9 protein-coding genes, 1 riboswitch and 1 other annotated feature are annotated in these 12,392 nt (G+C 51.5%); all 9 genes read left to right on the top strand.

What is annotated here, in order from left to right; all coding sequences use genetic code 11:
- Positions 1-9 precede the first annotated feature (9 nt).
- The 9 genes from ftsY to thrS all read left to right on the top strand — a co-directional run bounded on the left by ftsY (position 10) and on the right by thrS (position 12,298).
- Positions 10-945, top strand: a complete 936-nt coding sequence (gene ftsY / locus DW677_RS10760) for a signal recognition particle-docking protein FtsY (RefSeq protein WP_021905056.1) — start codon at positions 10-12, stop codon at positions 943-945.
- A gap of 106 nt (positions 946-1,051) precedes the next feature.
- Positions 1,052-2,278, top strand: a complete 1,227-nt coding sequence (gene ilvA / locus DW677_RS10755; protein ID WP_117470315.1) for a threonine ammonia-lyase — start codon at positions 1,052-1,054, stop codon at positions 2,276-2,278.
- Between the two features lie 88 nt (positions 2,279-2,366).
- On the top strand, positions 2,367-3,617 hold the full coding sequence (locus tag DW677_RS10750) for a chloride channel protein (protein WP_117567202.1): 1,251 nt from the start codon (positions 2,367-2,369) through the stop codon (positions 3,615-3,617).
- A gap of 166 nt (positions 3,618-3,783) precedes the next feature.
- Positions 3,784-3,981, top strand: a riboswitch (cobalamin riboswitch).
- Between the two features lie 54 nt (positions 3,982-4,035).
- A complete protein-coding gene (locus DW677_RS10745) occupies positions 4,036-5,061 on the top strand; it encodes a sirohydrochlorin cobaltochelatase (protein ID WP_117504326.1) in 1,026 nt (341 codons plus the stop codon).
- A 136-nt stretch (positions 5,062-5,197) separates the two neighbouring features.
- Positions 5,198-6,139 carry a hypothetical protein gene (locus DW677_RS10740; protein WP_117567200.1) on the top strand — a complete coding sequence of 314 codons (942 nt, stop codon included), beginning with the start codon at positions 5,198-5,200 and terminating at the stop codon, positions 6,137-6,139.
- Between the two features lie 6 nt (positions 6,140-6,145).
- Entirely contained in the window at positions 6,146-7,444 is a 1,299-nt protein-coding gene (locus DW677_RS10735) for an ABC transporter substrate-binding protein (RefSeq protein ID WP_242992152.1), read from the top strand.
- A 252-nt stretch (positions 7,445-7,696) separates the two neighbouring features.
- Positions 7,697-8,707: an iron ABC transporter permease gene (locus DW677_RS10730; RefSeq protein WP_117504322.1), complete on the top strand. Its 1,011-nt coding sequence runs from the start codon at positions 7,697-7,699 to the stop codon at positions 8,705-8,707.
- 25 nt (positions 8,708-8,732) lie between these two features.
- Entirely contained in the window at positions 8,733-9,872 is a 1,140-nt protein-coding gene (locus DW677_RS10725; protein WP_117504320.1) for an ABC transporter ATP-binding protein, read from the top strand.
- 3 nt (positions 9,873-9,875) lie between these two features.
- Positions 9,876-10,075: a binding site (T-box leader), on the top strand.
- 282 nt (positions 10,076-10,357) lie between these two features.
- A complete protein-coding gene (gene thrS / locus DW677_RS10720; RefSeq protein WP_181968341.1) occupies positions 10,358-12,298 on the top strand; it encodes a threonine--tRNA ligase in 1,941 nt (646 codons plus the stop codon).
- Positions 12,299-12,392: the final 94 nt, after the last annotated feature.

Raw genomic sequence — 12,392 nt, 5'->3', positions numbered from 1 at the left:
AGGATTCGTATGGAAGAGAAGAAAAAAGGCTTTTTCTCGCGCCTCGTCGAAGGTCTCACAAAGACCAGAGAAAACATTGTGTCCGGAATGGATTCCATCTTTTCCGGCTTCTCCGCGATTGATGACGATTTCTATGAGGAGCTTGAGGAGACCCTGATCATGGGCGATATGGGGATCCAGACCACCATGGCGGTCATCGAGGACCTCAAGAAGAACGTAAAAGAACAGCATATCAAGGACCCGGAGCAGTGCCGGGAAGCCCTGATCGCCAGCATCCGCAGCAAGATGGACCTCGGTGAGAACGCATATGAATTCGAACACCGAAAATCCGTTGTTCTTGTCATCGGTGTCAACGGTGTCGGAAAGACCACATCCATCGGAAAGCTTGCGGACCAGTTAAAGGCAGAGGGAAAGAAAGTCGTCCTCGCCGCAGCTGATACCTTCCGTGCTGCAGCCATCGACCAGCTTGCCGAGTGGGCGAACCGCGCGGGCGTGGAGCTGATCGCCCAGAAAGAGGGATCCGATCCTGCTGCCGTGATCTACGACGCCATCTCCGCAGCAAAATCCAGAAATGCGGATGTGCTGATCTGCGATACGGCGGGAAGACTTCACAATAAGAAAAACCTCATGGAGGAGCTTAAGAAGATCAACCGCATCATCGATAAAGAATACCCGGAAGCTTACCGTGAGACTCTCGTAGTCCTCGACGGAACCACAGGACAGAACGCCCTGGTACAGGCCCGCCAGTTTATGGAAGCAGCTGATATCACCGGCATCATCCTCACAAAGCTTGACGGAACCGCAAAGGGCGGCATCGCCGTTGCGATCCAGTCCGAGCTCGGCATCCCGGTAAAATATGTGGGAGTCGGAGAGAAGATCGATGACTTACAGAAATTCAATTCCGAGGACTTTGTGAAGGCCCTGTTCGCGAAGCAGCCGGAATAACCCGAAAAATATGCCCTGTCAGATGCCTGCGTCAGACGCGGCTGTCCACGGCATTATACAGTAAATGACAGCGTAAGCTGTAACAATAAGGAGAATACAAATGGAAATGCAGGAACTCAGCCTCGAAAAATTTGAAGAAGCTTCCGAGATCGTAAAGAAAGTGACACAGGAGACAAAGCTGATCTACAGCGAATATTTCTCTGAGCGTTACGGAAACAAGATCTATTTTAAACCGGAGAACATGCAGCGTACCGGTGCTTACAAGGTACGCGGCGCTTACTATAAGATCAGCCAGCTCACACCGGAAGAGCGCTCCCGCGGTCTGATCACAGCATCTGCCGGAAACCATGCACAGGGCGTCGCTTACGCCGCAAAGCTTGCAGGCGTTAAGGCGACAGTCGTTATGCCGGTATCCACACCGCTCATCAAGGTAAACCGCACGAAATCCTACGGTGCTGAAGTTGTCCTTTACGGAAATGTCTTCGATGAGGCATGCGCCCACGCTTATGAGCTCGCTGATGAGCACGGATATACCTTTGTTCACCCGTTCAATGACTTAGAGGTGGCTACCGGTCAGGGCAGCATCGCCATGGAGATCATCAAGGAGCTCCCGACCGTAGACTATATCCTCGTTCCGGTTGGCGGCGGCGGACTCTGCACAGGCGTTTCCACCCTGGCAAAGCTCTTAAACCCGAAGATCAAGGTCATCGCCGTTGAACCGGCAGGAGCTGCCTGCTTAAAGGCATCCTTAGAGGCAGGAGAGGTGACAACGGTATCAAAGATCAATACCATCGCCGACGGTACCGCGGTACAGACACCTGGTGACAAGCTGTTCCCGTACCTTCAGGCAAACGTGGATCATGTGATCACCGTGGACGACTCTGAACTGACACTATCCTTCCTCGATATGGCCGAGAATCACAAGATGATCGTCGAGAACTCCGGACTTTTAACTGTAGCGGCCTTAAAGCATCTTGACTTTAAGGGTAAGAAAGTCGTATCCGTATTGAGCGGTGGAAACATGGACGTTCTCACCATGGCTACCGTTGTCCAGAATGGACTGATGCAGAGAGACCGTATCTTCACCGTAAGCGTTATGCTTCCGGATAAGCCGGGTCAGCTGGCAGCTGTTTCCTCACTGATTGCAAAGGAGCAGGGCAACGTGATCAAGCTGGAGCACAACGTATTTGCCAACGTAAACCGTACCGCAGGCGTAGAGCTCACGATCACTCTCGAGTCCTTCGGAACCGAGCATAAGGATCAGATCATCAAGGCTTTAGAGGCAGCAGGCTACTGCCCGGTGATCACTAAGACGAACGGAATCTATATGTAATATTCATTTATTGCCAGATGTCCAGGCAGACCCGGGCAAGATATGCCTGGATATCTGGCAATTTGTTACTTAATAAAGGGGAAAATGTATGTACAGAAGCGAAACTAAGACAGCGCTTCATAAGAATATCCTGTATTTTATCCGTTGGACCGCGATCTCCATCGTGATGGGAACCGTCTGTGGCCTTATCGGAACGGCGTTTGGATACGGGGTCATCTATGCCCAGCGGCTGTTTAAGACCCACAGCTTTATGCTGTACCTGATGCCTGTGGCCGGCGTCCTGATCGTCCTGCTTCACCAGATGTTCCATGAGCTCGGAAACAGGGGAACGAACCTGATCTTAGAGTCCATCTCCTCGGACGAGCGGATCCCGATGGCAACACTGCCCTGTATCTTTATCTCGACGATCTTAAGCCAGGCTGTAGGTGCTTCCGCCGGAAAAGAGGGAGCGGCCTTACAGATCGGCGGATGCATCGGAAATTATTTCGGCGATGTGTTCCATATGGATGAGAGAGATAAGAAAGTCATGATCATGAGCGGCATGAGCGGCTGCTTTGGTGCGATCTTCGGGACGCCGCTTGCGGCAGCCATGTTCGGAATTGAGGTCATCAGCATTGGTGTCGCCTACTACGCGGCTCTCGTTCCCTGCGTATTTGCTTCCTTTATCGGGGCGCAGATTTCAGGAGCTCTCGGTCTTCACGGCGAATCCTTCCTGATCCTTCATATTCCGAAGTTTTCTCTTGTTCCGGCGCTCTACACCGTTGGTCTTGGTCTTACCTGCGCTCTTTTAAGTGTCTGCTTCTGCATCCTGCTCCATGAGACTCAGCATCTCTATAAAAATAAGATCGGGAATGTCTATGTGCGGATCCTTGTTGCGGCAGGACTTTCCATCGCGCTGGCACTTATCTTCGGACGGGATTACTGCGGAGCCGGATTCAACCTTGTTGAGAAAGCAGTTGACGGGGAATCAGCATATCTTGGATTTTTGTTGAAAATGATCTTCACGGCAGTCGCCCTGGGCGGCGGATTTAAAGGCGGAGAGATTGTTCCAACACTGGCGGTGGGAGCTTCCTTCGGATGCACCTTCGGACTGCTCACAGGCTTCGAACCGTCCCTCTGTGCGGCAGCAGGAATGCTCGCTACCTTTGTCGGTGTCACAAACTGCCCGATCGCGACTATGTTCCTGGGATTCGAGCTATTTGGCTTTGAGGCAATGCCGTACTTTGCGGTGGCGGTCGCCATCAGCTTTACGCTGTCGGGATATTATGGTCTCTACAGCGGACAGAAGTTTACATACTCCAAGACGAAGGCGGAGTTTATTAACCGGAAGGCGCACTAAAGGTATCAGACCGTGCTTTAGCACATCAGCAGTCAGGTATTACGGAAATACTCCTCGGGTTTCAAGGGTTTTCTGTGATATCCGATTGCTTTTTTATTGCGGAGATGTTATGATAATCGTTACAGGTCCATATACATGCGGTGCTGTCATGAACCACCGGGCTGTTGTTTTATCCATATGCCCAGGCGTCATGAGAGTTAAAAGGGAAACAGGTCAAAAGCCTGCGCGAGCCCGTCACTGTAGATCCGGAGTACATGAGCATTGTCCGTCACAAACGGACAGTCACTGGCAGTTTCTGCTGGGAAGGCGTCTCATATGCGATGATGGATGAGCCAGGAAACCTGCCGGATGTCTGCTGGGAGAAAAAAGAACCAGGCTGGGACCTGAAAATTCATTTTTCAAGCGAGGAGAAGAGTAAATGAGAAAAGCAAACCTTTATGCCGTTATGACAGCGGCAGCCGTATCCATGGCAATCCTTTCCGGATGCTCCGGAAGCCAGACAGCAGCAACAACTGCTGCAGAGACTACTACAGTCGCAGAGACAACCGCGGAGGAAACTACAGCAGAAGCGACAGAGGCTGAAGAAGAGGACGAAGAGAATTACGATACAGGAGATGCTTCCATGGATAACACAAGAAATCAGGATGAGATCGGCGAGAATGAACTTCTTGTAGTAAGCTTTGGTACAAGCTATAATGACAGCCGCAGACTGACAGTCGGCGCTATCGAGAACGCCATCGAGAACGCATTCCCGGACTATTCCGTTAGAAGAGGTTTCACAAGCCAGATCATCATTGACCATGTAAAGAAAAGAGACAATATTGCGATCGATAACGTGACAGAGGCTTTAAACCGTGCCATCGACAACGGTGTCAAGAATCTTGTTGTACAGCCGACCCACCTTATGAATGGTCTTGAGTACACAGATCTTGTAAATGAGTTAGCAGAAAACTCCGATGCCTTCGAGCATGTTGCTGTCGGCGAGCCGCTTTTAACTTCCGACGATGACTTCAAGACTGTGATCTCCGCAATCACAGACGCAACAAAGGAGTATGATGACGGCGAGACAGCGATCTGCTTCATGGGCCATGGCACAGAGGCCGATTCCAACGCTGTTTACCAGAAAATGCAGGATATGTTAAAGGAAGAGGGCTTTGACAACTACTATGTAGGTACTGTTGAGGCAACTCCGTCCTGTGAGGATGTTATTGCACAGGTAAAAGAGGGCTCCTACAAGAAGGTCGTTTTAGAGCCGCTTATGATCGTAGCTGGTGACCATGCGAACAACGATATGGCCGGTGACGATGACGATTCCTGGAAGAGCCAGTTTGAGGCTGCAGGTTATGAGGTTACCTGCCTTGTAAGAGGACTCGGTGAACTCGAGCCGATCCAGCAGCTCTTTGTGCAGCATGCCCAGGCTGCCGTTGACAGTCTCGCAAAATAAGATAGCTCACTATGGGCGGTCGATGATTCGACCGCCTTTTTCTGATACAGGAATGTAGTGATGCTGACTTATCTGAAGCAGCCAGAATGCTGATAGCAGGCACTGCACTGATAATTTGAAGGGAGAGAAAAATTTTATGCATAAATTAAAACAGTTTACATTTGCACTTGCCGCAGTCTGCGCCCTGTCCACAGCATGCGGACAGCCCGGCACGACTGAGACAACATCTGCCTCTGCTGCAGAAACCAAGGCTGAAACTACGGTGGAGACGACTGCTGCCGTTGAATCAAAAGCCGCCGTTGCCTCCGGCAATGAGACCGCTGCGGAACAGACGATTGACACCGTGGGCCTCGTTCCGGTATCCGCAGCGGACCTGAAAGAGGGAACTTACGATATTTCCGTAGAGTCCAGTTCCTCCATGTTTAAGATCATATCCTGTGCCCTGACCGTCCAGGACGGCGCGATGACCGCGAGAATGACTATGGGCGGAACCGGATATCTCTATGTCTACATGGGAACCGGCGAGGAGGCATCGAAGGTTCCGGAATCCGACCTGATCTCCTTTGAAGAGAATTCTGATGGGACCCACAGCTTTACGGTCCCGGTGGAGACATTAAATGAGGTGCTTCCGTGCACCGCGTTCAGCAAGAAGAAAGAGAAATGGTATGACAGAGAACTCGTCTTTGAGGCATCGGGAATTCCGGCAGATGCGTTTCTCAATACATCCTTAAAGACTGTGGAAGATCTCGGTCTCGCAGATGGAACCTATACTGTAGAAGCCGCTCTGACCGGCGGGTCCGGCCGTGCGTCTGTGGAATCCCCGGCGGTGGTCGAGGTAAAGGACGGAAAGGCAGAAGCGACGATCATCTGGAGCAGCTCCAACTACGACTATATGCGGGTGGACGAGGAGAAGTTTCTTCCGGTCAATACGGAGGGAAATTCCACCTTTGTGATCACGGTGACTGGTTTTGACAGCCCGCTGACTGTTTACGCCGACACGACGGCCATGAGCACTCCGCATGAGATCGAATACACGCTGACCTTTGATTCCAGCACGCTGGAAGAGCAGAAACAATAACACGGTATGGACAAGAACAGAATTCATTTATTCCGCAGAAGGCGGGAGACAGATAAGAGGTACAGGCGGTATGTCAGATGCCTCACCGTGATTCTTTTGAGTGTAGTCATGCTATGTGCTGGGTGCACCGGGAAAGACGCAGAGGGAAGCTCTGCCGGTGGCTCTGGGGAACAGACCGCTGCGGCAGACAGCCGGCAAAACGAAGCCGGCAGCAGCACTGAGGCAGCCCCAAAAACGGAGACAGCTGCTACAGCTTCCCGCAGCTGGAACAATATGTCCCCGGTAAGTTCCATGGATCTTCTCTATGCGGATCAGTTTTCCGTGGATTATTATGAGAATGACATCTCGCTCATCACCATCGAGGATACAGACCAGTTCCTTCTTCTGCCGGAAGGGATGTCCGCGCCGGCCGGACTGCCGGATTCCATCAAAATCCTCCAGAAACCGGTAAAAAATATCTATCTTGTGGCGACATCCGCTATGGATGATTTCATTCACCTGGACGCAATGGATTTGATTGCGCTCTCCGGCACAAAGGACACCGGATGGTATCTGCCGGAAGCAAAAACGGCAATGGAAGAGGGAAAAATTGCCTATGCCGGAAAGTACAGCGCTCCGGACTACGAGAAGATCTTAAGCAGTGACTGCGGTCTCGCCGTGGAGTCCACCATGATCTACCATACTCCCGAGGTAAAAGAACAGTTGGAACGCCTTGGGATCCCGGTTCTCGTGGAGCGGTCCAGCTATGAGGGCCATCCCCTGGGAAGAATGGAGTGGATCCGGCTCTACGGTGTCCTGACGGGAAAAGAGGCTGAGGCGGAACAGATATTTCGCGAAAATATTGACGCTCTGTCCGATGTTCTCGACATGGAACCATCCGGAAAAACGGCCGCTTTTTTCTATGTGACGAATTCCGGCAGCGTCAATGTCAGGAAGAATGGGGACTATATCGCAAAAATGATCGCCCTGGCAGGCGGAACTTACATTCCCGGGAATGCCGGTTCTGATGAGAACGCACTTTCAACGATGAACATGGATTTTGAGTCCTTCTATGCCGCCGCGAAGGATGCGGATGTGCTGATCTACAACAGTACCATTGACGGGGAACTCACCGCGATCGATGAGCTTTGCGCAAAGAATCAGCTTTTTGCGGATTTCAAGGCAGTGAAAGAGGGCAATGTCTGGTGTACCGGGAAGAACATGTTCCAGGAGACCATGGGCCTGGGGGATATGATCCGGGATATGAACGCGGTGTTTGCCGACGATACCGAATATAGCTTTACATATCTTCATCAACTGAAGTGACACGCAGGTGACAGCTGATCAACAGCACGGGATCGTCACTGCGTTGAATTCACACCTGTTGATGAGAACACGAAAAAGTTTAAATTATAGTAACTGTTCAGTAGGTCTGCGCACTTGCTGCGCTGACCGTAAGAAAACATAGGCTGGAAGGCAAAAATCCCATCAGCGAAGCTGATCTGGAATGGATTTTTGCACGTAACTATGAAGGTACTGAATAGTTACAAATTATAAATGAAAGGGGGAAGAACGCCTATGTCAACCCAGTCTAAGCGGATCGTCCGGGCCTACCTGCTGTTATTTGTCCTGCTTGCAGCCTTAAGCTTTCTGAGCCTGGCCGTCGGCAGCGTGCGCGTATCGGCAGCAGATATTCTTGTGGCCCTGGGTGGAAAAGAGGGGACTGATATGACCCGTCATATTCTCTTTGATATCCGCCTCCCCAGAATGCTGGCGGCGTTGATCCTCGGCGGGGCGTTATCGGTGTCGGGCTTTCTGCTGCAGACATTTTTCTCGAATCCCATCGCCGGCCCCTTCGTCCTTGGAATCTCTTCCGGCGCGAAGCTCGCCGTTTCGATCTTCATGATCCTGTTTCTCGGACAGGGACTCATCATGAATTCCTGGGTCATGATCGGTGCGGCTTTTCTCGGTGCAATGGCCTCCATGGGCTTCGTGCTGGCGGTCTCAAAAAAGCTTCCTCAGATGTCCATGTTAGTGGTAAGCGGGATCATGATCGGATATATCTGTTCGGCGGCAACGGATTTTATCGTAACCTTCGCCGATGACTCCAATATCGTGAACCTCCACAACTGGTCCATGGGCAGCTTTTCCGGCATCTCCATGGACGGGGTAAAGATCTGTCTCCTTGTGACTGCAGCAGCTCTCTTTTGTTCCATGCTGCTCTCAAAAGCCATGGGTGCCTATCAGCTGGGGGAGGTCTACGCGAGAAACATGGGTGTCAATATCAAACGGTTCCGGATCGAGCTGATCCTGTTATCCAGCATTCTTTCCGCTACAGTGACAGCCTTTGCGGGCCCCGTCTCCTTCGTGGGGATCGCGGTGCCCCATATGATCAAACAGCTGTTTAAGACCGCGAAGCCCATCGTTGTGATCCCGGGATGTTTCCTTGGCGGTGCAGTATTCTGCCTGTTCAGCGATCTGCTGGCGAGAACGTTGTTTTCACCGACAGAACTTTCCATCAGTTCTGTGACGGCGGTGTTCGGAGCGCCGGTGGTGATTGCCATGATGATAAAAAGAGTGAAACGTTGATAGGAATAGTCTGAAAGGAGAGCCCATGCAGAACTACCTGACAGCAGACAATTTAACCGTCGGATACCGCGGAAAACCGATCCTGTCCGACATCTCCATGAACATCCGCCGCGGATCCATCGTCACGCTGATCGGACCGAACGGGGCTGGAAAATCCACGATCTTAAAGAGCATCATCCGGGAACTTTCCCCATTAGGCGGAAGTGTATTTCTTGACGGCACAGCCCTGGAGGATTACTCGGATCCTGATTTTGCGAAAAAGACCGCGGTGGTCATGACGGGTCGGCCGGATCCGGAGCTTATGACGTGTTTTGACGTGGCGGCAGCAGGAAGATATCCGTATACCGGGCGGTTCGGGATCCTGTCCAAAGAAGACAAGAAAAAGGTCATGGATGCCCTCGAAATGGTCCGGTGCGAAAGCCTTGCGGATGTCCTGTTCCAGAACACCAGCGACGGACAGAAACAGCGGATCCTCTTAGCCCGGGCGATCTGCCAGGAACCGGAGCTTCTCGTTCTCGACGAGCCCACATCCTTTCTCGATATCCGGCACAAACTGGAGCTTCTCGATATCTTGAAGAAACTGGTCCATGAGCGCAATGTGGCAGTCCTCATGTCGCTTCACGAGCTGGATCTTGCGGAGAGGATCTCTGACTATGTGCTCTGCGCGGAAAACGGGACCATCGGGAGAACAGGGACGCCCCAGGAGGTGTTTGAGGGAGACTATATCGCAAAGCTCTACGGAATCGAACACGGGAGCTATCTGACGTCCCTTGGATTTCCGGAACTCCCGAGAACAGACGGAGCGCCGGGGGTCTTTGTCATCGGCGGCATGGGGAGCGGGATTCCTGTGTACCATGCCTTAAACCGGGCGGGGATCCCCTTTGCGGCGGGCGTGATCCATGAAAACGATATGGAGTACCAGACAGCGAGAGTGCTGGCAGCAGAAGTGATCCGGGAAGCGGCCTTCGAACCGGTGGGAGAGCAGGCGTTTCTTAGGGCGAAGAAAGTGCTAGAGTCCTGTGAGGCCGTTTTCTGCCCGTTAAACGTCTTCGGAACTATGAATAAAAAAAACCGGGAACTTCTCCGGATCGGAACGGAACTCGGAAAATTACGGCAAATTCATCTTGACAAATCTGATTCCGGTGATATACTAAATGACAAGTGAAAAAACAACACGTTGACAGGAAGAGTACGTTCGGAAACTGCTCAGAGAGGGATACATTTGGTGAGAGTTATCCTGCACGGAACGAGCTGAAGACCACCCTGGAGTGTCCCTTAATCGGGAACGGTGATTCCGTTATCATCAAATGAAGTGGTATAGAAATTCTATACAAGCAGGGTGGAACCACGGGTAATCTCGTCCCTTGATTATGTGAAAACGCATAATCAAGGGACTTTTTTATTTACGCGAACAACGAGCCAAAGTCCGCGCTTGCGCGAGACCTTGGCGACTGCCGCGATAACAAGGGGAAACTCGCGAAGCGTGTTTTCACTTGTTTGCGCGAGTGACAAAACAGAGACTGTGTTCACACAGGAAACTGAAAACGCGGTATTACAAGCCACGGCTCGCGTGAGATTTTCACTGAGAAAAAGCAGCTGTAAAATATCTCGGCTGCACGAAATTTTTCCAAGAGAAAAAGGAGAATGAACATGAAAGTAACATTAAAAGACGGCTCTTTTAAAGAGTATGCACAGCCGATGGCTGTCATCGACATCGCAAAAGACATCAGCGAAGGTCTTGCAAGAATGGCCTGTGTCGCAGAGATCGACGGAGAAGTAAAGGATCTGCGCACGATCGTTGACAAGGACTGCACTTTAAATATCTTCACAGCAAAGGATCCAGAAGGACTTGCAGCACTCCGCCACACAGCAAGCCATGTAATGGCTCAGGCGATCAAGCGAATCTGGCCGGAGACAAAGCTTGCCATCGGTCCGTCCATTGCTGACGGTTTCTACTACGATATCGACCGTGATGAACCGGTAACATCCGACGACCTCGCAAAGATCGAGGCTGAGATGAAGAAGATCATCAAGGAAGCTCTCCCGTTAGAGCGTTTTGAGCTTCCGAGAGCAGAGGCGATCGCCCTTATGAAAGAGAAGAACGAGCCGTACAAGGTAGAGCTCATTGAGGATCTTCCGGAAGATTCCATCATCAGCTTCTACAAGCAGGGTGAGTTCACCGACCTCTGTGCAGGTCCGCACCTCATGAACACAAAGGAAGTCGGCAAGGCATTCAAGCTCATGAACATCGCAGGCGCTTACTGGCGCGGAAGCGAGAAGAACAAGATGCTGACCCGTATCTACGCAACAGCCTTTGCGAAAAAAGAGGACTTAGACGCTTACGTTACCATGATGGAAGAGGCGAAGAAGCGTGACCACAGAAAGCTCGGCAAAGAGCTCGGTCTCTTCATGATGAGCGATGCAGGTCCAGGATTCCCGTTCTTCCTTCCAAAGGGAATGGTCTTAAAGAACACACTGCTTGACTACTGGCGCGAGATCCACAAAAAAGCAGGTTATGTAGAAATCTCCACACCGATCATCTTAAACAGAAGCCTCTGGGAGACATCCGGTCACTGGGATCACTATAAAAACAACATGTATACAACCGTCATCGACGGCGAAGATTACGCCATCAAACCGATGAACTGCCCGGGCGGCGTTCTTGTTTACGCTTCCGAGCCGCGTTCCTACCGTGACCTTCCGCTCCGTATGGGTGAGCTCGGTATCGTTCACCGCCATGAGAAATCCGGTCAGCTTCACGGACTCATGCGTGTACGCTGTTTCACACAGGATGATGCCCATATCTTCATGACTCCGGAGCAGATCCGTGATGAGATCAAGAACGTAGCAGGTCTGATCAACCAGGTATATTCCCTGTTCGGATTCAAATATCATGTAGAGCTCTCCACAAGACCGGAAGACTCCATGGGAAGCGACGAGGACTGGGAGCTTGCAACAAACTCCTTACAGGGCGCATTAGACGACCTTGGACTTGACTATGTGATCAACGAAGGAGACGGCGCATTCTACGGTCCGAAGATCGACTTCCATCTGGTAGACGCGATCGGCAGAACATGGCAGTGCGGTACGATCCAGCTTGACTTCCAGCTTCCGCAGCGTTTCGAGCTTGAGTACATCGGCGCTGACGGTGAGAAGCACAGACCGATCATGATCCACCGCGTATGCTTCGGTTCCATCGAGCGTTTCATCGGTATCCTGATCGAGCACTTCGCTGGCGCATTCCCGACATGGCTTTCACCGGTTCAGGTTAAGGTTCTCCCGATCTCTGAGAAGTACGAGGAGTACGCAAAATCTGTCAAAGCAGCTCTTGACGCGGCTGACATCCGTGCTGAGATCGACCTCCGTTCTGAGAAGATCGGCTACAAGATCCGTGAGGCACAGGGGCAGAAGATCCCGTACATGTTAGTTGTCGGCCAGAAGGAGCAGGCAGATGGAACTGTATCCGTAAGAAGCCGCTTCAAAGGCGATGAGGGCGCTGAAGATCTCAACGTATTTATCGCAAACATCAAGGCTGAGATCGCTGGCCGTGTAAACCGTCCGGTCGAGGTTAAAAAGGAGGAGGAGAAATAATCCTCTGCTCGTTTAACTAGGTGCTGAAATTTCAGATTTTCGCCGGTCTTCGGAATTTTCCGGGGACCGGCTTTTTTTCTGTTTTTTGTCTGTC

It is taken from the genome of Clostridium sp. AM25-23AC (assembly GCF_003435125.1).
Lineage (GTDB): Bacteria > Bacillota > Clostridia > Lachnospirales > Lachnospiraceae > Pilosibacter > Pilosibacter fragilis.
This window is presented reverse-complemented; position numbering and strand designations above follow the sequence as displayed.